Annotated in this window: 20 protein-coding genes; 13 read left to right on the forward strand and 7 right to left on the reverse strand. The window is 65.4% G+C overall.

The window, feature by feature from the left end; genetic code table 11:
* Window positions 1-119: 119 nt before the first annotated feature.
* Both ACO07C_RS26715 and ACO07C_RS26720 read left to right on the forward strand, forming a co-directional pair.
* Window positions 120-1013 (forward strand): SDR family oxidoreductase, encoded by an 894-nt coding sequence (locus tag ACO07C_RS26715; RefSeq protein ID WP_421917166.1) that lies wholly within the window; start codon window positions 120-122, stop codon window positions 1011-1013.
* A 678-nt stretch (window positions 1014-1691) separates the two neighbouring features.
* Window positions 1692-2375 (forward strand): YoaK family protein, encoded by a 684-nt coding sequence (locus tag ACO07C_RS26720; protein WP_421917167.1) that lies wholly within the window; start codon window positions 1692-1694, stop codon window positions 2373-2375.
* Between the two features lie 3 nt (window positions 2376-2378).
* Here the strand turns inward: ACO07C_RS26720 and ACO07C_RS26725 are convergent, their stop codons facing one another.
* Window positions 2379-3104 carry a 3-keto-5-aminohexanoate cleavage protein gene (locus tag ACO07C_RS26725; protein WP_421917168.1) on the reverse strand — a complete coding sequence of 242 codons (726 nt, stop codon included), beginning with the start codon at window positions 3102-3104 and terminating at the stop codon, window positions 2379-2381.
* 229 nt (window positions 3105-3333) lie between these two features.
* Window positions 3334-4611, reverse strand: coding sequence for a cytochrome-c peroxidase (locus ACO07C_RS26730; protein ID WP_421917169.1), 1278 nt, complete (start codon window positions 4609-4611; stop codon window positions 3334-3336).
* Window positions 4612-4887: 276 nt separating this feature from the next.
* Between ACO07C_RS26730 and ACO07C_RS26735 the strand changes: the two genes are divergently transcribed.
* Entirely contained in the window at window positions 4888-6411 is a 1524-nt protein-coding gene (locus ACO07C_RS26735; protein ID WP_421917170.1) for an acid phosphatase, read from the forward strand.
* Window positions 6412-6576: 165 nt separating this feature from the next.
* Here the strand turns inward: ACO07C_RS26735 and ACO07C_RS26740 are convergent, their stop codons facing one another.
* Complete coding sequence (locus ACO07C_RS26740; protein ID WP_421917171.1) at window positions 6577-7179, reverse strand: DUF922 domain-containing Zn-dependent protease; 603 nt, start codon at window positions 7177-7179, stop codon at window positions 6577-6579.
* A gap of 152 nt (window positions 7180-7331) precedes the next feature.
* Between ACO07C_RS26740 and ACO07C_RS26745 the strand changes: the two genes are divergently transcribed.
* The 6 genes from ACO07C_RS26745 (at window position 7332) to ACO07C_RS26770 (ending at window position 11308) form a co-directional block, all read left to right on the forward strand.
* On the forward strand, window positions 7332-7811 hold the full coding sequence (locus ACO07C_RS26745) for a hypothetical protein (RefSeq protein WP_421917172.1): 480 nt from the start codon (window positions 7332-7334) through the stop codon (window positions 7809-7811).
* A 205-nt stretch (window positions 7812-8016) separates the two neighbouring features.
* A complete protein-coding gene (locus ACO07C_RS26750) occupies window positions 8017-8466 on the forward strand; it encodes an ester cyclase (protein WP_421917173.1) in 450 nt (149 codons plus the stop codon).
* 114 nt (window positions 8467-8580) lie between these two features.
* A complete protein-coding gene (gene ada / locus ACO07C_RS26755) occupies window positions 8581-9678 on the forward strand; it encodes a bifunctional DNA-binding transcriptional regulator/O6-methylguanine-DNA methyltransferase Ada (protein ID WP_421917174.1) in 1098 nt (365 codons plus the stop codon).
* Window positions 9678-10328: a DNA oxidative demethylase AlkB gene (gene alkB / locus ACO07C_RS26760; RefSeq protein WP_421917175.1), complete on the forward strand. Its 651-nt coding sequence runs from the start codon at window positions 9678-9680 to the stop codon at window positions 10326-10328. The genes ada and alkB overlap by 1 nt, the downstream gene beginning before the upstream one ends.
* An 11-nt stretch (window positions 10329-10339) precedes the next feature.
* Window positions 10340-10588, forward strand: a complete 249-nt coding sequence (locus ACO07C_RS26765; RefSeq protein WP_421917176.1) for a hypothetical protein — start codon at window positions 10340-10342, stop codon at window positions 10586-10588.
* A 120-nt stretch (window positions 10589-10708) separates the two neighbouring features.
* Window positions 10709-11308 carry a methylated-DNA--[protein]-cysteine S-methyltransferase gene (locus tag ACO07C_RS26770; protein ID WP_421917177.1) on the forward strand — a complete coding sequence of 200 codons (600 nt, stop codon included), beginning with the start codon at window positions 10709-10711 and terminating at the stop codon, window positions 11306-11308.
* Between the two features lie 52 nt (window positions 11309-11360).
* On the opposite strand, the gene ACO07C_RS26775 is transcribed toward ACO07C_RS26770, so the two are convergent.
* From ACO07C_RS26775 to ACO07C_RS26785, 3 genes are read right to left on the reverse strand one after another with little or no spacing between them, the layout of a single operon-like run.
* A complete protein-coding gene (locus ACO07C_RS26775) occupies window positions 11361-12680 on the reverse strand; it encodes a c-type cytochrome (protein WP_421917178.1) in 1320 nt (439 codons plus the stop codon).
* 2 nt (window positions 12681-12682) lie between these two features.
* Window positions 12683-14989 (reverse strand): molybdopterin cofactor-binding domain-containing protein, encoded by a 2307-nt coding sequence (locus ACO07C_RS26780; RefSeq protein WP_421917179.1) that lies wholly within the window; start codon window positions 14987-14989, stop codon window positions 12683-12685.
* Window positions 14990-15008: 19 nt separating this feature from the next.
* Complete coding sequence (locus tag ACO07C_RS26785; protein ID WP_421917180.1) at window positions 15009-15461, reverse strand: (2Fe-2S)-binding protein; 453 nt, start codon at window positions 15459-15461, stop codon at window positions 15009-15011.
* 242 nt (window positions 15462-15703) lie between these two features.
* On the opposite strand from ACO07C_RS26785, the gene ACO07C_RS26790 reads away from it, so the two are divergent.
* Together ACO07C_RS26790 and ACO07C_RS26795 are read left to right on the forward strand one after the other, a co-directional pair.
* Window positions 15704-16441, forward strand: coding sequence for a 2OG-Fe(II) oxygenase (locus ACO07C_RS26790; RefSeq protein ID WP_421917181.1), 738 nt, complete (start codon window positions 15704-15706; stop codon window positions 16439-16441).
* Between the two features lie 125 nt (window positions 16442-16566).
* Window positions 16567-17730, forward strand: coding sequence for an alpha/beta hydrolase family esterase (locus tag ACO07C_RS26795; protein WP_421917182.1), 1164 nt, complete (start codon window positions 16567-16569; stop codon window positions 17728-17730).
* Between the two features lie 102 nt (window positions 17731-17832).
* On the opposite strand, the gene ACO07C_RS26800 is transcribed toward ACO07C_RS26795, so the two are convergent.
* Window positions 17833-19944 (reverse strand): catalase, encoded by a 2112-nt coding sequence (locus ACO07C_RS26800; RefSeq protein WP_421917183.1) that lies wholly within the window; start codon window positions 19942-19944, stop codon window positions 17833-17835.
* 239 nt (window positions 19945-20183) lie between these two features.
* Here ACO07C_RS26800 and ACO07C_RS26805 point away from each other — a divergent pair, with 239 nt between their 5' ends.
* Complete coding sequence (locus tag ACO07C_RS26805; protein ID WP_421917184.1) at window positions 20184-20957, forward strand: Crp/Fnr family transcriptional regulator; 774 nt, start codon at window positions 20184-20186, stop codon at window positions 20955-20957.
* Window positions 20958-21110: 153 nt separating this feature from the next.
* The gene (locus ACO07C_RS26810; RefSeq protein ID WP_421917185.1) at window positions 21111-22733 is read left to right on the forward strand and encodes an ABC-F family ATP-binding cassette domain-containing protein; all 1623 of its coding nucleotides are present in this window, start codon (window positions 21111-21113) and stop codon (window positions 22731-22733) included.
* The last annotated feature ends 35 nt before the right edge of the window (window positions 22734-22768 follow it).

The following is a 22768-nucleotide window of genomic DNA, read 5'->3' on the forward strand; positions in this document are numbered from 1 at the left end:
CCGGACGATCGCGAAGATAATGCGGATTTTACAGCATGGATCGTATTTCCTCAACCGCCTAGTTTGATCGCAACGGGGCCGCCGATGCGGTTCTTCAAGCGAAGGCAAGGAGATATTTCATGCGTGTATTCGTTACCGGTGCCACGGGATTTGTCGGTTCAGCCGTGGTGCGCGAACTCATCGACGCGGGCCATCAGGTGACCGGTCTGGCCCGTTCGGAAGCGGGCGCCAAGGCTGTCACGGCCGCCGGGGCGCAAGCACTGCGCGGGAACATCGAGGACTTGGAAAGCCTGCGCCAGGGCGCGGCACAGGCGGACGGCGTCATCCATACGGCGTTCAACCATGATTTCTCGAATTTCGCCGCCAGTTGCGAGGTGGACAAGCGGGCCATCGAGACCATCGGCGCGGAACTGGAAGGGTCCGAGCGGCCGCTGCTGGTTACCTCCGGCCTGGCGCTGGTGAGGAATGGCGGCGTGGCAAGCGAGGACAACGACCCGATGCCCGCTTCGGCTTCCTTGCCGCGCGCTTCGGAAGCGGCGGCCGAGGCGCTGGCGGCACGCGGCGTGCGCGCCTCCGTGGTGCGTCTTTCGCCCTCCGTGCATGGCGATGGCGATCACGGCTTCGTGCCGATGCTGATCGGCGTCGCGCGCCAGAAGGGTGTTTCTGCCTACATAGGCGAGGGGCAAAACCGCTGGCCGGGAGTGCACCGGCTCGACACCGCCAGCCTGTTCCGGCTGGCGCTGGAAAGGGGGCAGGGCGGCGCCCGCTACCACGCGGTTGCCGAGGAGGGTGTGCCGACCCGCGAGATCGCCGAGGTCATCGGGCGGCGTCTCAACCTGCCGGTCGTGTCCATGACGGCTGAAGAGGCGGCCGCGCATTTCGGCTTCATCGGCCATTTCTTCGCCATGGACTGGCCGACCTCGAGCGCGAAGACGCGAGAACTGCTGGGCTGGAAGCCGAAGCAGGCCGGGCTGATCGCCGATCTCGATCATCCCCGTTACTTCGGCGGCTGAGGCATGGGGTTCTTGCGGGGAGGGGACAACCCTAACCCCTAACCCTTCCCGCCGAAGTAGGGCAATCGCATATGGCGGCGCCAGCCCCCACTCCCCCATGTCCATGGGAGAGGGGAAACCCAAGCTTTCAAGGCTGCGGCCTTGGCGGTTGGCATTTCCTCTCCCCCACGAATGTGGCTACGGCATGCACACATCTCCAAGCGGCCGGTCGTTGGCCGTAGCGTGCATGGCAGCTTGGCGCATGCATTGTCTTATGCTGCGCTGGTCGACCCCCACTCCGTCTCGGCTTCGCCGCGCCACCTCTCCCCCGATCGACGGGGTAGAGGAAAGGCGCCAAGCTTTTTGCCGTCAACGCTCGTCCAGCAGCGCTCCCTTCCTTTCCCTCCGGAGGGGGGAAAGGTGGTGCTGCGAAGCAGCGACGGATTGGGGGAACCACGTGGCAATCAAGCCTCGGGCCGACCAGTCACGCCAGTCACAGAAGATATGTGCATAGCGTAGCGAAGCCGAGACGGAGTGGGGGAACGCCATATGAGATAGGGGTGGTCTTCTTCGCAAGAATCTTCATGGGTGACCCTGCAGGCTGAACAAAGGGGTGGTATTTTCTGCCGTCATTCGCGGTGGAGAGACCATCGAAGATGTGACACGCTGCGGCGAACCCTCGCCACGGAAAAAGCCGCAGTGAAACCCACCCTCCCGCTCTTGCTCAGCCTCAATGCCGGCTATGTCGATACGGCCGGCTTCCTCGCCTTGCAGGGCCTGTTCACCGCGCATGTCACGGGAAATTTCGTCACGCTGGGCGCCTCGCTGGTGCTGGGCATTTCCGGCGTGGTGGCGAAGCTCCTGGCGCTGCCGGTGTTCTGCGTCGTCGTCATGCTGTCGCGGCTGGTCGGCACCCGCCTGCGCCGGCGCAAGCTGCCGGCGCTCGGCATCCTGCTGGCGGTCAAGCTGGCGCTGCTCGTCGCCGGGGCCGTGCTGGCCATCAGGCTTGGCCCGTTTCCGAGCGGCGACAGCCTGGCCGCCATCGTTACCGGCATGACTCTGGTCGCCGCCATGGCGATCCAGAACGCGGTGCATCGCATCCATCTCTCCGCCGCGCCGCCCTCGACACTGATGACCGGCACGACGACGCAGATCATGATCGACCTTGGCGACCTGTTGGGCGGCGTGACGGCGGAAGCCCGGCCGGCGATCGTTGCGCGCCTGAAGCGCATGGCGGCCGCCGTCGTGGTCTTCGCCATCGGCTGCGGTGCGGCGGCGCTCGGCTTTGCCTATGCCGGCGTCTGGTGTTTCGTGGCGCCGCCGGTGGTGGCGCTGGCCGCGCTGGTGCTGCGGCTGTCGGCGCCGGATGAGGAAGCGAAGTAGGCGTCAGCCCGCCGGCGCGCCACGGAAAACCGCTGCCGCGGCGGTGACGATTTCCGCATTGTCCTTCGCCACCGCGCCATCGGCGAGCGTCTTGCCGTCCTCCAGCCCGACGCGCGTCGACCAGCGCCTTTGATGCGCGATCTTCACGAACGGCCAGACGGTGGCGTCGACGCCATGCAGCAGTATCTGCCGCCGCACCCCCGCGCGTTCGAGCACAGCGGCGATGCCGTCGGCTTCGTTCCTCGCGGCGGGCAGGTCCTGAATATCGATCTCGATGAGGATGCGCAGCACCCGGTCATGGCCGGCAAGCGCCACGAAACGCCGCGCATCGGCGACCGTGGCAAGGCCCGCCTCGATGCCGACGCCACGTTCGCGCAACAGTGCCATGACGGCCGGCGCGTCGGCTTCCGACAGGTTGACCGAGGCATAGTCGGGCAGTTCGCGCCAGCCGGCGATCGCGGCGCGGGTGCGTTCCTCGTCGTTCTCGATCCAGGCGCCGGTCGAGACGCCGATCAGCGTGCCCGGACAGGCCCGGCGTACGGCCAGCACGGTGTCGTCGATGGCTCCGAGGCTTTCGCGCCCGTCCGCGTTGCGCGGGTGGATATGCAGTTCGGCGGCGCCAACGGCGACGCACGCGGCGGCATCGCTCGCCATCGCCCGCGCGGTGAGCGGCAGTTTTGGGTGGAAGTCGCTGGGGCGAGCGCCGTTGATGCAGGCCTGGACGATCATCGGGGTTCCTCGGGTGTGGAGGCTAGTCTAACCGCGCGTGTCGGGGCGGCAAGGGTGCGAGGGTGAGTGTGCTGACAGACCATTCCATCCAACGCCGGCGCTGCCCCTCACCGCGCATGATTTCGCCAATGGCCAGCGTTGCAAGATGGGTGGCGAGATTGCAGCTGGCAGGCGGATGAGGGGCAGCGCGACGCTTATTGTCTAAGTGCTCGTCACGCACTGCCCAACCTCACTTCGCCGCCTGAACACCAGCCACCTGATCCGCATCCGTCAGCGTGCCCAGGAACACCACGATGTCGTCGATCTCGGCATCCGTCAGCGCCGGTTTGTCGCCGGGTTTCTTGCCGTTAAAGGGCGGGTCGGTGTTGAGGTTTCCCCAATAGGCCTTTGGCAGGTCGTCGAATTTATCGACCGTGCCGTCGGCGTTCTTCGGATACCAGTGGCCGGGGTCGGTGTCGCGTGTGGCGTAGAAGGCGACGGCGTCTCGCAGCGTGTGGAAAGTGCCGTTGTGGAAGAAGCTCTTGCGCAGCGCCACGTTGCGCAGCGAGGGGGTGCGGAACAGGCCGCAATATTCGGTCCGACCCTTGAAATCGGTCCGCAGCGGGCCGCACAGGCCGAGATCGAAATAGGTGGGATCAGCGTTGGCCGGGATTGCCGGGTTGCGCGGAACGGCGACGCCGATCAGGCCGAAATCGGTGAATTGCGGCGGTTCGCCGTCATTGGCCGGGCGACTCAGATGGCAGCTGGCGCAATTGCCCTTCGACTCATCCTCGAACAGTTCGAGGCCATGCATTTCCCGCGCCGTCAGCGTCGCCTTGCCGGCGAGGAAGCCGTCGTAGCGGCTGGAATAGGGATAGAAATCCGCGCTGCCCTGCTCGAACGTGCCGAGCGCTTCGGCGGCCGCGTTGAGCGCCTCGTCCGGGTGGTCGAACACCGCGTCGCCGAAGGCCGCCCTGAATTCGTCGGCGTAGGGCGCCTTGCGCAGATTGGCGGCTATTGCGCCGGCATCCTTGTTGGCCATCTCGAAAGGCGACAGCAGCGGGATTTTTGCCTGGTCCACTCCATGGTCGACGCGGCCGTCCCAGGTCAGGCCTCCGGTCGGCCCGTTGTCGACGCTCTCGTCGCCCTCGTCGTCGGAATCATGGAAATGCTCGTTGAAGGCTGGCACCGCCTGGATGTAGCGCAGCGACGGCACGGCGCGCAGCCCGGGCTGGTCGAGGTTTGGCCCGCCCATCTCGACGGGCGAAGCGGAAGCCGGACCAAAGGCGTGACGCGGATCATGGCAGGATGAGCAGGCCTGCTTGCCCGAGGCCGACAGCGAGGGGTCAAAGAACAGCTTTCGGCCGAGTTCGGTCAGGGCGGCGGCCCGGGCATAGGCGTCCGCGCGCGACATCGGACCGGGGTGGAGGCGATCGGTTCCGGCGGAAAGGGAGTTGCCGGGCAGGATTGCGAGGCCAACTAGCAATGCGGCTGCGATGGATCGGCCTTTCCCTTGTCGCGCTGTCATGTTGACTGGTCCGATTGTCTCTTTGCCGATTAAGATGTGGGCCGATTAGGATGTGGGCCGATTAGGATGTGGGCCGATTAGGGATGTGGCCGATTAGGGATCTGGATTGCCACGGGTTGATGACCGTGCATGTGACTGCTTTGTATCCGGATAGGCAGTGTTCCGTCGCCCCCTCTGTCCCGCATACGTTTCCTTTGATCCAGACACATGTCACAAAGCTGACAAGTGCCGGTCCTAGCGTCAACAAGCTCCTCTAGCCCAGCCAATGAGGCTCCCATGATCAGGTCGCTTTTCTCCCTCTGCCTCGCGTCCTCCGCTCTGGCGTCGGTGGCCAACGCGGCACCTCCCGGCTACGACAAGATCGACACGGTCGTCGTTCTCTACGCCGAGAACCGCAGCTTCGATAATCTCTATGGCGGCTTTCCCGGCGCCAACGGGCTGGCCAATGTCAGCGCCGACCAGGCGCGCCAGCTCGACCGCGATGGCCAGCCGCTGGCCGAACTGCCGCCGGCCTGGGGCGGGCTGACCGCAAAGGGCGTGGTGCCGGCCGTGACCGAGGCGCAGTCGGCGCATCTGGCCAATGCCAGCTTCGCCATCGACGATCCCAAGGGCTTCAACGAGAGCACCGGTGTCGTCACCCATGATCTCTGGCATCGCTTCTACCAGGAGCAGATGCAGATCGACGCCGGCCGCAACGACAAATTCGTCGCCTGGGCCGATTCCGGCAGCCTCGTCATGGGCCATTACGACGGCTCGAACCTGCCGATGTGGGCGGTGGCCAGGAAATATGTGCTGGCCGACAATTTCTTCCAGGGCGCTTTCGGCGGCTCCTTCTTCAACCACATCATGCTCGCCTGCGCCTGCGCGCCCTATTATCCGCATGCCGACACCAGCCCGGTGAAGGGCCAGATCGCCGTCGTCGAACCGGATGGCGTGACGCTCAAGGTGGCTGACAATTCGCCGCCCTCGGCGCTGGGCGGCGTGCCGAAATTCGTCGATGACGGCGCCATCACGCCGGACTTCTACGCCGTCAACACCATGCAGCCGCCTTACCAGCCGAGCGCCAACAAGCCGGCGGCGGGCGGCGATGCGGCACTCGCCGACCCGGCAGCCCCAACAACGCTGCCACCGCAGCATGAGGTGACCATCGGCGACCTGCTGTCGCTGAGGGGCATCGACTGGGCCTGGTACGCGGGCGCCTGGCAAGCCACGCTTGACGGCAAGAACGCCACCCCGGTGCCGAACTTCCAGTTCCACCACCAGCCCTTCAACTATTTCGCCGCCTATGCGCCGGGTACCGCCGCACGCGCACAGCATCTGCGCGACGGGGGCCTCGGCGGCGCGGAGTTCATCAAGGCGATCGACGACGGCAAGCTGCCGGCGGTGACTTTCTACAAACCGCAGGGCAATCTCAACGAGCACAGCGGCTACGCCGACGTGACGTCGGGCGACCAGCATCTGGCCGACATCGTCTCGCATCTGGAGAAGAGCCCGCAATGGAGCCATATGCTGGTCGTCGTCACCTACGACGAGAATGGTGGCTTCTGGGATCATGTCGCGCCGCCGAAGGCCGATCGGTGGGGGCCGGGCAACCGCATTCCCGCCTTCATCATCTCGCCCTATGCCAGGATGGGAACCGTCGACCACACGCAATACGACACGACGTCGATCCTGCGCTTCATCACCGAGCGTTACGATTTGCCGGTGCTGGCGGGCATCGTCGCCCGCGACAAGGCGCTTGCCGCCAATGGCGAGCCGCCGATGGGCGATCTCAGCGCCGCGCTCGACTTGAGCCGGTAACCGGTCATCTCGCGCTCTGGCAGCCTGGCCGTCAGAGCGTGACGACGATCTTGCCGAACGGCCGGTTCGATTGGCGATGGCGATGCGGGCACGTCGTCGCGACGCGCAATCTTCCCGATGTGGCGATCCTTCTCGTCGGCGCTATGTCGAACCTGGCGTCTTCGGCTATCCACCGATCAGCAGGTCACGCACCAGCAGTTGCAGATTGCCGCCCTGGCCGAATTCGACACGGTCGAAATCGCGGCTGCCTTGCACACGTGCCTTCGAGATCGCGTCGAGCCGCCTGACCACCTCGTCCCTGATCTTGCTGCATTTGGGATCATCTGGAATTGTGAGGCCTATCGTCGCCGCCTCGATGTCGTGGACCATCTGGATCATGCTGGCGCCATGCACCTTCTCGTGCGCGGTGACGCCGGCGATGAAGACGTCCCAGTTTTTCCGGACCGCCGGCGGGAGCGGACCCGCGGGTTTCGGCAAGGTATAGGTGACGATGAGCTTCGGCTTCGCCGAGGCGAGCACGCAATCCTTGCCCCTGGGCTGGTAGTCCCGAACCCAGGTGAGCTTGAAGTTGGTGTAGGCGATGGCGCGTGTCGTCGCGCCCCGGATCAGCGGCCCGTGCTCGCCGATCGAACGATAAAGCTGCTCCCCGGTCTGGCCCGATATGGTGTAGGTCTCGACCTTCTCGACCGGCTTCCATTCGGCACGCGCCGGAATCGACGGGATCACCAACGTGGCCGCCAGCCAGAACAGTCGAACACAGGAACCCAAGCCACTCTCCCAGACAGTCGAGCCGAAACCCTCGGCATGCACCGCGACAAGCGATGCCGCGAGGCCGTTCGTCCTATATGCTCAGGGCGGATGCGGCAAATGCCCGGGGATTGTCGGGGAGAGGAATATTGGTAATCAGCGCGGTTAAAATCGTGACCCGCGGCACGGTCCTGGCATTGCTGGCGATGCAGCCGGCGTTTGCCGCGCCGTGTGGCTGGAGCGCCAGGATGGAGGAAGACGAGGGCGGCAAGGTGCTGACTGCCTCGGTCCGCGGCGGGCCGAAAGGCGATGCGCAACTGCTGCTGGCGTGCTTCGCCAAGCCGGTGCTGAGCTATGATCTCGGCGATGCCGGCCAGCAGATTGAGCCGGGCATCAGCGCTTCATTCGAGTTCAAGGCCGGCGGCAAGACGGTGACGAAGACGCTCCAGCTCGAAGCCATGTACAATTATTTCACCATCGAGCTGGCGCGTGGCGACCCGTTGCTGGACCTGCTGCGCTCGAAAGGCGAAATCACGGTCAGCGCCGACAGCTATGGCGCGAACAGTTTTCCGCTCGCCGGCTCGGGCGCGGCCATCGGCAAGGTTCTGGCGCAGTGCGGCAAGGCCAAGCCCGCCGGTGGCGACGACGATTGAGCGGCTGCTGTCGCGGCTGTTGATCCTGCGGGGCTGAATCAGGATCGGCCCCCAACCCGTTGTTCCGGCTCGGACACTGCGTGCCTCGATGCCGCTTTCGATACCAGGGCAAGAACCGGAGTTTGGCGGCTTCAGGCAAAGGCTAGAGATCGATCAGGCCCAGCCATCAGGGTGGGCCAACCGACAGACAGGAAAGAGATCGATCATGTCCAAAGAGAGCGACAACAAGGCCATTGTCGGCCGCTGGTTCACCCATTTCTGGGGCGAGACCTGCAACCTCGATATCGTCGACGAACTGGCGGCGCCCGACATGCTGCTGCATTATTCGCTGCATGAGCCGCGCCGTGGCCGCGACGACATCAAGGCCTTCATGACCGACTTCCGCGCGGCGTTCCCCGACCTGCATTTCTGGGGCGCGGCCGAGCTGATCGCCGAGGGCGACTATGTCGTTGGCCAGTGGGATGGCGGCGGCACGCATACCGGCCCGGCCTTCAGCGACTTCCTCGTGGGGTCACTGCCGGCAGCCAGCGGCCGCACAATGCGGTTCACCGGCACCACCGTACTGAAGATCGAGGATGGCAGGATCGTCTCGGAGATCGGCCTCGACGACGGCGTCAAGGCGCTGACGCAGCTTGGCCTGATCAAGCAGGCATAGGCAGAGCCCCACCCGTTTCCGGCCGGCTTGGCAGGAAACGGGTGGTTCGAGCGCGCTGTTGCCCCCATCTTCAGGACACGACCCGATGCGGGCAGACCGAGGAGGTGCACGATCATGAACATGGCCCCGCGCGACATTCCGCAATCGATGGCGGTCATCGACGATCCGCGCTGGGCACGTATCGTTACGCGTGACCGTGGCGCCGACGGCCAGTTCTGGTATTCGGTCTCGACCACCGGCGTCTATTGCCGGCCGTCCTGCCCGTCGCGCGCGGCCAACCCCCGCAACATCGCGATCCACGCCACGCTTCAGGCGGCGAAGGCAACAGGCTTTCGGCCTTGCAAGCGCTGCCGGCCGGACGAACTGGCCGCCGATGGCGCGAATGCCGCGATCGTGGCATCGGCCTGCCGGCTGATCGAGCAGAGCGAGGATGAGCCGTCGCTGGCCACGCTTGCCGCCTCGGTCGGGCGCAGCCCCAGCCATTTCCACCGCCTTTTCAAGGCAACGACCGGGCTGACGCCCAAGGCCTATGCCGCCGCGCAGCGCGCCGCCAAGGTGCGGCAGGGGCTGGAAGCCGGCGCCAGCGTCACCGCCGCCATCTACGATGCCGGCTTCAACTCCAGCGGCCGCTTCTACGAAAAGTCCACGGACATGCTGGGCATGACGCCCTCGCGCTACCGCGCCGGCGGCGAGAACGAGGAAATACGCTTCGCTGTCGCGGAGTCCTCGCTGGGCGCGGTGCTGGTGGCGTCGAGCGACAAGGGCGTGGCGGCCATTCTGCTTGGCGATGATCCCGGCAGACTGGTCGAAGACCTGCAGGATCGTTTTCCAAGGGCCCGGCTTTTTGGCGCCGACCGCGACTATGAAGCTTTGGTGGCCCGTGTGGTCGGCGTTGTCGAGGCGCCCCGCCTTGGCCTCGACCTGCCGCTTGACGTGCGCGGCACCGCTTTCCAGCAGCGGGTCTGGCAGGCGCTGCGCGAGATACCGGCCGGCCAGACCGTCTCCTACGCCGAGATCGCCCGCCGCATCGGCGCGCCGGGAGCGATGCGCGCCGTGGCCGGCGCCTGCGCCGCCAACACGCTCGCCGTGGCCATCCCTTGCCACCGCGTGGTCAGGAACGATGGTGCGCTGTCGGGCTATGCGTGGGGTGTCGACCGCAAGCGCCGCCTGATCGACCGCGAGGCAGCGCCCGGCATGGATGCCGCAGACTGATGGCCGACCTGTTCGACAGGCTTGAAACCGTCGATCCGCCGCGCGAGGCGATGGCCGAAGGCGCCGTGCTTCTGCGCGGCGCGGCACTACCGTTTGAAGCTGCCATCCTTGCCGCGCTGGACACGATAACGACGCGGGCGCCGTTTCGCCACATGACGACGCCCGGCGGCTATGTGATGTCGGTGGCGATGACCAATTGCGGCGCCGCCGGCTGGGTAAGCGACCGCGGCGGCTATCGCTATGACCGCATCGACCCGGACAGCGGCCTGCCATGGCCGGCGCTGCCGGATTGCTTCCTCGAACTCGCTGTCGCTGCCGCCACCGAGGCGGGCTACCCGGATTTCGTTCCGGATGCCTGCCTGATCAACCGCTATGAACCCGGCGCCCGCCTGTCGCTGCATCAGGACCGCAACGAGCGCGATTTTTCGCGGCCGATCGTTTCGGTTTCGCTCGGCCTGCCCGCCATCTTCCAGTTCGGTGGCCTCAACCGCACCGACCCGGTCCGCAGATACGCGCTGCGCCATGGCGACATCGCCGTCTGGGGCGGGCCGTCGCGGCTTTGCTTCCACGGCGTCTCGGAGCTGAAGGACGGCGAGCACGAGGTGCTCGGCCGTATGCGCGTCAACCTCACCTTTCGCGGCGCGCTGTAGCCGGGGAGGGGATGATGCCGCCGACGGGGGTGCAGGGGACGAAGCGCGGCAGCAAACCCGGCAGCACCATGGATGCCCCTGAGTCGATTGCGGAGTCTTCCGCCGACCGTGCCAAGGCGCTGGTGTTCGCCGGTATCGGCCGGCTTGTTGATGACGGCCGCGCCAGCTGGCGCCTGTCCGAGAGTGGTGATGTCGAGCTGCGGCTCGCCACGGGCGAGGTTTTCCTGCTCGGCGGCACGACGATGACGCGCATCGCCTGACGTCCGCTCTTTTCGAGCGGCCGGCCGCAACCAAAATCGATTTGAAAGCAAGGAGCGGAGTGAGCGCGGATGGCCGGCATCCTAATGTCGGACATCAACAGTCCACAAGGAGTGAAACGGATGGAACGCCTGGACATCAATGCCATCGAGACAATGAACACCGCCACTTTCCCGCCTCGGCCGACAAGACGCGCGGGCGGTTCGAACGAGATCGCCTTCGCGATCGGCGACGGCACGCTCGGCATGGTTCTGGTTGCCCGCGGCGCTGTTGGCGTCTGCGCCATCGCCATCGGCGAGGATGAAGACGAACTGATGCTCGACCTTGCCGGCCGCTTTCCGGCGGCCCGGCATCGGCGCGACGAGGCAGGGCTGCGCCCTGTCTTGGCCAGCGTCATCAGATTCATCGCCAATCCGGGCGAGGAGCTGGACCTGCCGCTTGACGTGAGCCGGGGCACGCCGTTCCAGCGGCGCGTGTGGGACGAGCTGCGCACCATTCCGACCGGCGCCACGATCAGCTACGGCGCGCTCGCGCGGCGCATCGGCAAGCCCGGCTCCGTGCGTGCTGTCGCCAATGCCTGCGCGGCCAACGCGATCGCTCTGGGCATTCCCTGCCATCGTGTCATCCACGATGACGGCACGCTGTCGGGCTATCGCTGGGGCGTCGAGAGCAAGCGCGCGCTGCTTGAGAGCGAGATCGCGTCGCGGGCGATCAAGGCATGAGCGATCATTCGACAGGCCCGGCGGTGCTATCGCCGCCGGGCCTGCATTGGTGCTATTGCGCTCGCGCCTTCGCCACGTCGGCCGGCGTGATCGCCGACTGCTTGCCGCCGAAATGGCCGAGAACGTAGTTGCCGAGCGCCGCGATCTCGACATCCGAATAGGCGTTGGCGAAGGCGGGCATCGCCTGGGTGCCTGTCGGCGTCGTCATGTGCGCCCCCTTGAGGATGACCTGGATCAGATTGGTCCCGTCGGGATCGTTGACGGTGCGGCTGCCGCGCAGCGCGGCATAGGGCGTCTGCAGCCCTTCACCGTTCCAGCCGTGGCAGCTGGCGCAGGCGCCCTGGAACAGTTTCAGGCCAAGCCCGCCTTGCGCCGCAGCGTCCGGAGCCGCAGCGTCCGGAGCAGGGGCATAGGCGGTCGACGCCTTGAGCGTGGCCGGTTCAGCCTCGACGATGGCCTGGTCGGAACTCGCCTGCGGCGGCACGGTTCTCACATAGGCGACGATCGCCTTGATGTCCTCGGGCGTCAGATGGCGCAGGCTGTAGTCGACCGCTTCACCCATGCTGCCCGTCGCCGAACCGCGCCCGTCGGCATGACCCTTGGACAGATAATCGGCCAGTTGCTCGTCGCTCCAGCCGCCGATGCCGGTGCGCTTGTCCGAACTGATGTTGTAAGCCTTCCAGCCCTGCAGTTCGGCGCCGGCGAATTTCTTGCCGTTGTCGAGGGCATAGAGCAGGTTGCGCGGCGTGTGGCATTCGCCGCAATGCGCCATGGCTTCGACCAGATAGGCGCCACGGTTCCAGTCCGCGCTTTGTTGCGGATCGGGTTGCAGCGGGCCGCTCGGCACGAACAGCAGGTTCCAGAAGCGCATCATATAACGCTGGTTGAACGGGAAAATGAGATCGTTCTTCGGCCTGTCCGCGTGCACCACAGGCAGGCTGAACAGATAGGCCTTGATCGCCAGCGCGTCTTCCGTGGTCATCCGCGCATAGGTGGCATAGGGGAAGGCCGGATAGAGATTGCCGCCTTGCCAGCCGATGCCCTGGTGCAGGGCGCGCACGAACTGCGCATCGGTCCAGTCGCCGATGCCGGTTTCCTTGTCGGCGGTGATGTTTGGCGAATAGAGCGTGCCGAACGGCAGCTTGAAGGCGAGGCCGCCCGCATAGGGTTTGCCCCCCGCCGTCGTGTGGCAGGCAACGCAGTCGGCGGCGCGCGCCAGATATTCACCGCGATCGATCAGCGCCTGGCCGGTGGGTAAGGCGGCCTGCGCCGCGGAGACATCCGGCAGCGATGCCGGCTTGAACAGGAACACCGCTACGGCAGCAGCAATGACCACCACGGCGGCGAGAATAATGCGGCCCAGTCTTCTCATCGTTACGCCGCCTCGGGCTTTGAGTCATCGGGCTCGTCGCGCACCGCCAGTGCCGCCAGCACGGGCACGCCGAGCGGCGGCATCATCGACACGCTGGTCTTGTCGGCGCCGTCGCTCTTAAGCTGGTTGCGGTCGAAGGGCAGGCCGCGCAGGCGCTTTCCCGTCGCGGCGAAGATCGCATTGGCGAGCGCGGGAGCCGCCGAGACCGTCGCCGTCTCGCCGATGCCGCCCGGCGATTCCAGGCTCTTGACGTGATAGACCTCGATCTTCGGCGCCTCGTTGTTGCGCAGGATGCGGTAGTCGTGAAAATTGCTCTGGTCGACACGGCCATCGGTGAAGGTTATGCCGCTGTAGAGCGCCGCCGACAGGCCGAAGATCAGCCCGCCCTCGATCTGCGCCTCGACGGTGTTGGGATTGATGGCGATGCCGCAATCCACCGCCACCACCGCCCGGTGCAGCGTGATCTCGCCGGTGGGCGCCACCGAGATTTCCAGAACCGCCGCCATGTAGCTGCCGAAGGCATCGTGCAGGGCGATGCCGCGTCCCGAGCCGGCCGGCATGGGCGTGCCCCAGCCTGATTTCTCGGCCACCAGTTCCAGCACGCCGGCCGCGCGCGGCTGGTTCTTCGTCAGCGCCCGCCGATACTCGACGGGGTCCTTGCCCGCCGCGTGGGCGAGTTCGTCCATGAAGCTTTCGACGACGAAGACATTGTGCGTGGAGCCGACGCCGCGCCACCAGGTGATCGGCACCGGCGGATCCTGGCGCACCCAGTCGACCTGGATGACCGGCAGGTCGTAGGGCGGCTTGACCGCGCCCTCGACGGCGTCGTCGTCGAGCTTGTCTTCCGGCCAGCCGCCGGGAATGTAGTTGCCCAGCACCGAGCCGCCGGCGACATGGTCGATCCAGACCGTCGGCAGGCCGTCCGGGCCGAGCCCGGCGGAGATGCGGTCGTAATAGGCGGGCCGGTAGAGGTCGTGCTGGATGTCCTCCTCGCGGGTCCAGATCACCTTGACGGGATAGCTGACCTGCTTGGCGATCGCCACGGCCTGCGCCACTGATTCAGCCACCAGCCGGCGGCCGAAGCCGCCACCGATCAGATGATTGTGGACGATGATCTTGTCTGGCGGAAAGCCGGTGACCTGTGCCGCGCCGGCCTGCGCCTGGGTCGGCACCTGCGTGCCGACCCAGATCTCGCATTCGTCGGCGCGCACATGCACGACGCAGTTGATCGGCTCCATCGGCGCATGGGCGAGGAACGGCAGTTCGTAGGCTGCCTCGACTGTCTTCGATGCCGATTTCAGCTTGCCTTCGACATCGCCTTCCTTGCGCGCCATGATCGGCGCCTTGTGCTCGGACGCGGCTTTCAATGCGGCCATGATATCGGCGCTGCCGAGTTTGGCGTTGGCGCCGTCGTTCCAGGTGATGTCGAGTGCCGCCAGCCCCTTCTTCACCGCCCAGAAATGATCGCCGATGACGGCCACCGCATTGGGCAGCCGCACGATGTCGCGTACGCCCGGAATGGCGCGCGCGGCTTTCTCGTCGACATCCCCCAGCGTCCCGCCAAGGACCGGGGAGGCGGATACGGTCGCTACCTTCATGCCGGGCACGCGCACGTCGATGCCATAAACCACCGCGCCGTTGACCTTGCCTGATGTGTCGACCCGGCGCAGCGACTTGCCGATCAGTTCGAAATCCTTGGGATCCTTGAGCTTGACGTCGCTCGGCACCGGCTGCTTGCCCGCCGCGTCGGCAAGCGCGCCATAGGCAAGCTGCCTGCCGGTCGGCTGGTGCGTGACAACACCCAGTTTGGCCACGCATTCCGACACCGGAACCGACCATTGCGCGGCCGCCGCCGCAACCAGCATCATGCGCGCCGTGGCGCCGGCCTTGCGCAGCGATTCCCAGGTGGCGCGCATCGACGTGGAGCCACCCGTCGCCTGGCCGCCAAGGGCGGCGGTGGCATAGAGCTTGTCGTTGGGCGGCGCGTCGACGACGCTCACCTGGTCGAGGCCGACTTCCAGCTCCTCTGCGATCAGCGTGGCCTCGCCGGTATGCGTGCCCTGTCCCATCTCGATGTTGGGCAGGATGAAGGTGATCTTGCCGTCTGTATCGATGCGGATGAAGGCATCGGGCGCGAAGGCGGCGGAAACGTCGCCCTCGACAGGGTCGGTCGCGGCAAGCACCGGCCTGATGCCGGCGCCGAGCATGGCGAAGCCCAGCACAAGGCCGCCGCCCTGCAGGAAGGTCCGGCGCGTGGCGCCTGATTTCGGTGAGGGGCTTGTTTTCGGGGAGAAGAATGGCTTGCTCATGCTGGCTGTCTCCCGTCCTTCAGGCCTTGGCGGCCTGTTTTATCGCCGCCCGGATGCGCGTGTAGGTGCCGCATCGGCAGATATTGCCGGACATGGCCGCGTCGATGTCGCTGTCGCTCGGGTTGGGGTTTCGTTCCAGCAACGCCGAGGCGGACATGATCTGGCCGGACTGGCAATAGCCGCACTGGATGACCTCGAGATCGAGCCAGGCCTGCTGCACTTTCTTGCCCGATTGCGTGGCGCCGATCGCCTCGACGGTGGTGACGTGCCGCGCCCCCACCGAGGCGACAGGCAGGACGCAGGAGCGGACGGGCTGCCCGTCGAGCTGCACCGTGCAGGCGCCGCACTGGGCGATGCCGCATCCGAACTTCGTGCCGGTCAGGCCGATGACGTCGCGCAAGACCCAGAGCAGGGGCATATCGTCGGGAACATCGACGTTGCGATCCTGGCCGTTCACGTTCAGCGCAATCATGGGTTGCTCCTTGCTTGTCCGCATCCCCGGCGTGCGAAATAGGCATCGGTTCGCGCGATGTGTCCAGTCAAATGGAATGTGTCCCGACATCGGCAAGGGAGGCGTCGGTTTTCTCCGGAAAAATTTGGAAACAAAGCGGCCGGCGTCGGTGTCGGCCTCTCCGGCAACCACGCAGGAAACGGGTGGCTTGCCGGCGCCGTTTCGACGACGCTCAAGGAGGAAAACCGCTGGAGATCAAGGCCATGACCATACGTTCGACAGACGCCGCCGCCCGGCTGACGGAGGCTCGCGTCGCTCGATATGACTGGGCGGCGCTGGGCGACGAATTGAGCGGCCATGGCTGCGCGGTGATGGAGAAACTCCTGTCGCCGGACGAGTGCCGGCGGATCGCCGGCCTCTACCCCGACGAGAGCCATTTCCGCAGCCATATCCACATGGCCCGCCACGGCTTCGGCAAGGGCGAGTACCGCTATTTCCGCTATCCGCTGCCCGACCTGATCGCCAGCCTGCGCGGCGCGCTCTATCCGAGGCTGGCGACGGTCGCCAACGAATGGAATAAGCGCATGGGACAGGCCCAGCTCTACCCGTCCGAGCACGCCGTGTTCCTGAAGCAGTGCCACGACCAGGGCCAGACACGGCCGACGCCGCTTTTGCTGCAATACGTGCCCGGCGACTTCAACTGCCTGCACCAGGACCTCTATGGCGATCTCGCCTTTCCGCTGCAGGTGGCGATCCTGCTGTCGGAGCCCGGCGAGGATTTCACCGGCGGCGAGTTCTGCCTGACCGAACAACGCCCGCGCATGCAGAGCCGCGTCGAAGTGGTGCCCCTCAGGCAAGGCGACGCGGTGGTCTTTGCCGTGCACAACCGCCCTGTGCAGGGCACGAAGGGCAATTACCGCGTGAATCTCAGGCACGGTGTAAGCCGCCTGCGGTCGGGGATGCGGCATACGGTGGGGATTATTTTCCACGACTCGAAATAGCTGGCCTGCAAGGGAAAGCGCCGCGCCGGATACGTTGCCGCTTGTTATTGTGCAGTGCAGCAACGATATTGCTGCGTGTGCGTTGTGCGCGGACATCCGCCAATCCGGCGGCCAAGGATATCGAGTTGCGAAACATCTCAGACACGATCGCTCGCCTGAGCGCCATGCGCGGCCGGCAAGGCACTTCGCACGACGACTATGCGGATCGATTGTCGGATGTGACCGGATACGGCTCCAATCCCGGCGCCTTGCGGGCACGCGCCTATATCCCCGTGAACATGCCCGAGAATAGAGCGCTCGTCGTCGTGCTGCATGGCTGCACCCAGAGCGCCGCGGCTTACGATCATGGTTCCGGATGGTCACAGCTCGCGGAGCAGGAGGGGTTCGCGGTTCTGTTTCCCGAGCAGCAACGCGCCAACAATGCCAATCTCTGCTTCAACTGGTTCGTGCCCGGCGACACCAGCCGCGACAGCGGCGAAGCGCTTTCCATTCGCCAGATGATCGAAGCGCTGGTCGTCGCCCATGGCCTCGACCGCAATCGCATCTACATCACCGGCCTGTCGGCGGGCGGCGCCATGGCGGCGGCAATGCTGGCCGCCTATCCGGACGTGTTCGCCGGCGGCGCCATCATTGCGGGCCTGGCTCATGGCAGCGCCTCGACGATCCCCGAGGCCTTCGACCGCATGCGTGGCCATGGCGGTCCGTCCAAGGCCGAACTGCAGAAGCACTTGCGCGAGGCCTCGCCGCACAAGGGCCCCTGGCCGAGGATTTCGCTCTGGCAGGGCTCGGCCGACACCACCGTCGTGCCGTCCAACGCGGAGGCAATCCTCGCTCAATGGCAAGGGGTGCATGGGCTTGGCGCCAGCCCGACGCGCGTGGAAACCGTCGATGGACAGAAACGTCAGGTCTGGTGCGACGGCGATGGCCGCGAACTCGTCGAGAGGTATGCCATTGCCGGCATGGGCCATGGCACGCCATTGAAGACGAATGGCGATGACGGCCTGGGCCATGCAGGCCCGTTCATGCTGGATGCGGGGATATCTTCCACACGCCATATCGCCCGGTTCTGGGGCATCGCCGCGGCTGGCGCACGCCGCCAGGCGAAAACGGACACCGCCTCGGCCGCACCCGCGTCCGGCACGGCGGTGCGAACCTATAAGCCGGAGGAAAAGCCACGTGCGGTACGGGTCGAGCCGGCGCACGAGCCGGCGCCCGCGGCTCGCGGTTCATCCGCAGGTATCACCAAGGTCATCGAGGATGCCCTGCGCGCGGCTGGATTGATGCGTTAGAGAGCGGTTTACCGTTTCCCGCAAACGCCGCCGCGCTCTATCCCTTAGTTCCGCGCAATTCCCCGGGAAAGCGCTCCACGCTTTCCCGGGGATGCTTTAGCCCTACATTTTCACCTTCGGCTCACGCCCCCAGAAACGCAGCGCGCCAAGCAGCGTCAGGAAGTTCGAAACGTCCTTGGGGCCGGCGAGGTGAGCGAAGCCATCGTCGAGCATGCCGGCGATGCCAGCCTTTTCCAGAAGCGGCATCGCCGCATCGACATAGCCGATGAACTTGCAATGGGCGAAGGCGTCAGCCACGAAGTCGCGCGCCGTCGCTTCCTTGACCAATGCGGCCATCGCGCCTGCCGCAGGCAGCAAGGCGACGGCATCGTAAAGCACGGAAGGGCCGCCGCCGATCATCTGCTGCGCCTCGATCAGGCTGCCGTCGCTGGCCTTGGCGCCGCCGACCTTCGGGGCGATGATCTCGAAACTGGCGCCGGCCTTTGCCAGCGCGCCGGTCAACGCCTTGAGCAGCGCCGCGTCGGTGCCGTCCGTCACCAGGATGCCGAGCTTGCGGCCCTCGAAGCGGTCCGGCCCTTTCGCCAGTATGCTGAGCGACGGCGCTTCGGCCAAGTCCCGCCGCGTGGCGATGGCCGCGTCGGCGGGCTTCGGCATCGCCTTCAGCCCGAGGCCGTCGCCGACCTTGGCTGCCAGGCCATCGTCGATGTTGAGGAGGTGAGACACCATCCGCTCGCGGATGACCGGGGTCTGCACCTTGCTCAACTCGAAGGTCAGCGCATCGGCGATATGGCCTTGCTCCGGCGGCGTCTGGCTGATGTAGAACTGCCGCGCCTGGCTGTAGTGATCGGCAAAGCTTTCCGCGCGGATGCGCTGCTTTGGTCCTTGCTCTTCCTCGGCGAACGAGCGGAAACCGCGCTGCGGCGATTCCCTTGGGCCTTCGCCGAAGGAATTCGGCTGGTAGTTCACGCGGCCGACCGGATTGCGCATGGCCATGTGGCCGTCCTGCTGGAAATTGTGGAACGGGCATTTTGGCGCGTTGATCGGGATATGCGTGAAGTTGGGCCCGCCCAGCCGCTTTATCTGCGTGTCGAGGTAGGAGAAATTGCGGCCCTGCAGCAGCGGGTCGTTGGAGAAATCGATGCCGGGCGGCACGTTCTGGGTCATGAACGCGACCTGCTCGGTCTCGGCGAAGACATTGTCGGGCATGCGGTCGAGCACGAGGCGGCCGACCGGCACCGGCTTCAGGATTTCCTCGGGGATCAGCTTGGTGGCATCGAGAACGTCGAAATCGAAGCTGTCGGCGAAGGCCTGGTCGAACAGCTGAATCTGCAGCTCCCATTCGGGGAAATTGCCGGCCTGGATCGAGTCCCACAGGTCGCGGCGATGGAAGTCCGGATCGGCGCCGTTGATCTTCACCGCCTCGTTCCAGGCCACGGACTGCATGCCGAGCTTGGGCTTCCAGTGGAACTTCACGAAGGTGGATTCGTCCTTGGCGTTGACCATGCGGAACGTGTGGACGCCGAACCCTTCCATGAAACGCAGCGAGCGCGGGATGGCCCGGTCGGACATGACCCACATGATCATGTGCATGCTCTCGGGCGTCAGCGAGATGAAATCCCAGAAATTGTCATGCGCCGATTGCGCTTGGGGAAAGCCGCGATCGGGCTCTTCCTTCACGGAATGGATGAGGTCGGGGAATTTTATCGCGTCCTGGATGAAGAACACCGGCATGTTGTTGCCGACGATGTCCCAGTTGCCTTCCTTCGTGTAGAGCTTGACGGCAAACCCCCGCACGTCGCGCGCCAGGTCCGCCGAGCCCTTGTTGCCGGCCACTGTGGAGAAGCGGACGAAGGCCGGCGTCTTTTCGCCGGCGCGCTGGAAGATGTCCGCGCGCGTGTATTTGGCGAGGGACTCATAGGTTTCGAAATAGCCGTGCGCGCCATAGCCGCGCGCATGCACGACGCGCTCGGGAATACGCTCGTGGTCGAAATGGAAGATCTTTTCGCGGAAATGGAAGTCCTCCAGAACCGTCGGGCCGCGTGCGCCGATCTTCAGCGAATTCTGATCATCGGCGACCGGCCCGCCCTGCGCGGTCGTCAGCACAGGGGTGGCGCCACCGGCATGCTGGTGCAGTTCGCCGCCTTCGCCCCGAACCAGTTTCTGGTCATGGATGATGGCTTGGTTGCCGGCATTCCGGCTTGGAGACTTGGCCATGGCTTGTTCTTCCTTGTTTTGTTCTCGGGTCGTCGTTCTTGGTTCGCTGCCCTCAGTCACAAGTTCCCGAGGCTGATCAGGTTCCGACATGTCAGCAGTCCGTATCCCGGGCGGCTGTGGCCGGGCGCCGCCATACCAGGTCTGGTCCAGACCTTCGGCAACGCGATTAGCGTTCCCAAAGCGCGATCTTTTTGATCTTGCGCAAAGACGCGGGGCGATATTGCTGGGCCAATGCCGGCATGGCCGAGCCCCAACAAGCCCCGCACAGAAACGAACTTCTGCGCCGAATGAGCGCCGACGACCTGGCTCGCCTTCAGCCATTCCTCCAGCACTGCCCGCTCGATGCGAAAGCGACGCTGGAGGCGGCGGGGGCGCGGATCGACGTGGTGTACTTTCTCGAGGATGGTCTCGGTTCGGTGATTGCCCGGACATTGAAGCACGGCGATGCCGAAGTTGGTTTCATCGGCTTCGAGGGCATGACCGGCTCGCCGCTGGTCATGGGCGTGGAGCATGCCACGCATGACTGCCGCGTCCAGCTGGCCGGGCATGCCTTGCGCATCGACGCGGGTCGGTTCGGCGAAGTGCTGGTGGCGAGCCCGACGCTGCGCCTGTTCCTGCTACGCTATGTTCATTGCCTGCACATCCAGACCAGCTACACGGCGCTGACCAATGCCCGGCTGAAACTGGAAGACCGCCTGGCGAGGTGGCTGCTGATGTGCGACGACCGGGTCGTAGGAAGCCATTTTTCGATGACCCACGAGTTCCTGTCCATCATGCTGGGTGTCAGGCGGCCGGGCGTCACCTTGGCGCTCCAGCTGCTTGAAGGGCGCGGGCTCATCCGCGCCCGGCGTGGCGAAATCCTGGTCAGGGACCGCGACGGGCTCAAGGCGATGGCCGATGGCTATGGCCAGCCGGAGGCCGAGTATCTGAGGCTGGTCGGGGAAATCGGCGGAGCGGACCGCTCCAGTCTCGATGCAACCACGGAGCCTGGCTTGCCGGAAGCCGCACGGTGATCGGTCATACGGCGCGATAGCGCCCGATGCGACATGCTTGCTCCCGAGGCAAGTCTTCACGCGTGGACAATTTGCGCGCTTCCACCGGCGCCGCCGATGTCGTAAGGGCCCGGGGAAAATCTCCTTCAATTTCCAGATCTCCCCGGAAAATCCATGATTCGTCTCGAAAGCATCGGCAAGCAGAACGGCCGGCAGATCGTCTTTATCGAAGCCTCGGCTGCCTTGCAGAAAGGCGAGAAGGTTGGTCTCGTCGGCCCCAACGGCGCGGGCAAGACCACGCTGTTTCGCATGATCACCGGGCAGGAACTGCCCGACGAGGGCCAGGTGCAGGTCGATCGCGGCGTGACCATCGGCTATTTCAGTCAGGATGTCGGCGAGATGGGTGGCCGCAGCGCGGTCGCCGAAACCATGGACGGCGCCGGGCCGGTGAGCGAGCTGATCCGGGAGATGAGCGAGCTGGAGGCCGCCATGGGCGACCCCGACCGCGCCGACGAGATGGACGAGATCATCGAGAAATACGGCGAGGCGCAGCATCGCTTCGAGGAACTCGACGGCTACGCGCTGGATGGCCGCGCCCGCGAGGTGCTGGATGGTCTCGGCTTCTCCCAGGAGATGATGGACGGCGATGTCGGCAAACTCTCGGGCGGCTGGAAGATGCGCGTGGCGCTGGCACGCATCCTCTTGATGCGCCCCGATGCCCTGCTGCTCGACGAACCGAGCAACCATCTGGACCTCGAAAGCCTGATCTGGCTGGAATCCTTCCTCAAGAACTATGACGGCGCGCTGCTGATGACCTCGCACGACCGCGAGTTCATGAACCGCATCGTCAACAAGATCGTCGAGATCGACGCCGGTTCGCTCACCGCCTATTCGGGCAATTACGAATTCTACCAGCAGCAGCGCGCCATCGCGGACAAGCAGCAGCAGGCGCAGTTTGACCGCCAGCAGGCGATGCTGGCCAAGGAGATCGCCTTCATCGAGCGCTTCAAGGCACGCGCCTCGCATGCGGCACAGGTGCAGAGCCGGGTGAAGAAGCTGGACAAGATCGACAAGGTGGAGCCGCCCAAGCGCCGCCAGGTCGTGAATTTCGAGTTCCAGCCGGCGCCGCGCTCAGGCGAGGACGTGGTGACGCTGAAGAACATCCACAAGCGCTATGGCAGCCGCACCATCTATGACGGGCTGGATTTCCAGGTCCGCCGGCGCGAGCGCTGGTGCATCATGGGTGTCAACGGCGCCGGCAAATCGACGCTGCTGAAACTGGTGGCCGGCGCTTCCGAACCCGACGACGGCACGGTGGCGCGCGGCCCGAGCGTGAAGATGGGCTATTTCGCCCAGCACGCCATGGACCTTCTGGACGGCGAGCGCACGGTGTTCCAGACGCTGGAAGACGCGTTCCCGCAATCGGGGCAGGCGCCGCTCAGGGCGCTCGCCGGCTGCTTCGGCTTTTCGGGCGACGAGATCGACAAGAAATGCCGCGTGCTTTCAGGCGGCGAAAAGGCGCGACTGGTGATGGCGCTGATGCTGTTCGATCCGCCCAACCTTCTGGTGCTGGACGAGCCGACCAACCATCTGGACATCGCCACCAAGGAAATGCTGATCGACGCCCTGTCGCAGTATGAAGGCACGATGCTGTTCGTCTCGCACGACCGCCACTTCCTGGCGAAACTTTCCAACCGCGTGCTGGAACTGACGCCCGAGGGCATCCACACCTATGGCGGCGGCTATACGGAGTATGTCGAACGCACCGGGCAGGAAGCGCCGGGGCTGCGGAGCTAGATCATTCCGGGAAAAGTGCGGTGCGATTTTCCGTC

The organism is Mesorhizobium sp., from assembly GCF_965229135.1.
In the GTDB taxonomy this organism is placed as follows: domain Bacteria; phylum Pseudomonadota; class Alphaproteobacteria; order Rhizobiales; family Rhizobiaceae; genus Mesorhizobium.

Coding starts and splice junctions, on each gene's coding strand:
- ACO07C_RS26790 (WP_421917181.1), top strand. CDS start 15,704: ATGACCATACGTTCGACAGACGCCGCCGCCCGGCTGACGGAGGCTCGC.
- ada (WP_421917174.1), top strand. CDS start 8,581: ATGAACATGGCCCCGCGCGACATTCCGCAATCGATGGCGGTCATCGAC.
- ACO07C_RS26725 (WP_421917168.1), bottom strand. CDS start 3,104: ATGATCGTCCAGGCCTGCATCAACGGCGCTCGCCCCAGCGACTTCCAC.
- ACO07C_RS26785 (WP_421917180.1), bottom strand. CDS start 15,461: ATGATTGCGCTGAACGTGAACGGCCAGGATCGCAACGTCGATGTTCCC.
- ACO07C_RS26775 (WP_421917178.1), bottom strand. CDS start 12,680: ATGAGAAGACTGGGCCGCATTATTCTCGCCGCCGTGGTGGTCATTGCT.
- ACO07C_RS26730 (WP_421917169.1), bottom strand. CDS start 4,611: ATGACAGCGCGACAAGGGAAAGGCCGATCCATCGCAGCCGCATTGCTA.
- ACO07C_RS26805 (WP_421917184.1), top strand. CDS start 20,184: ATGGCCGAGCCCCAACAAGCCCCGCACAGAAACGAACTTCTGCGCCGA.
- ACO07C_RS26715 (WP_421917166.1), top strand. CDS start 120: ATGCGTGTATTCGTTACCGGTGCCACGGGATTTGTCGGTTCAGCCGTG.
- ACO07C_RS26765 (WP_421917176.1), top strand. CDS start 10,340: ATGATGCCGCCGACGGGGGTGCAGGGGACGAAGCGCGGCAGCAAACCC.
- ACO07C_RS26750 (WP_421917173.1), top strand. CDS start 8,017: ATGTCCAAAGAGAGCGACAACAAGGCCATTGTCGGCCGCTGGTTCACC.
- ACO07C_RS26770 (WP_421917177.1), top strand. CDS start 10,709: ATGGAACGCCTGGACATCAATGCCATCGAGACAATGAACACCGCCACT.
- ACO07C_RS26735 (WP_421917170.1), top strand. CDS start 4,888: ATGATCAGGTCGCTTTTCTCCCTCTGCCTCGCGTCCTCCGCTCTGGCG.
- ACO07C_RS26810 (WP_421917185.1), top strand. CDS start 21,111: ATGATTCGTCTCGAAAGCATCGGCAAGCAGAACGGCCGGCAGATCGTC.
- ACO07C_RS26800 (WP_421917183.1), bottom strand. CDS start 19,944: ATGGCCAAGTCTCCAAGCCGGAATGCCGGCAACCAAGCCATCATCCAT.
- ACO07C_RS26780 (WP_421917179.1), bottom strand. CDS start 14,989: ATGAGCAAGCCATTCTTCTCCCCGAAAACAAGCCCCTCACCGAAATCA.
- alkB (WP_421917175.1), top strand. CDS start 9,678: ATGGCCGACCTGTTCGACAGGCTTGAAACCGTCGATCCGCCGCGCGAG.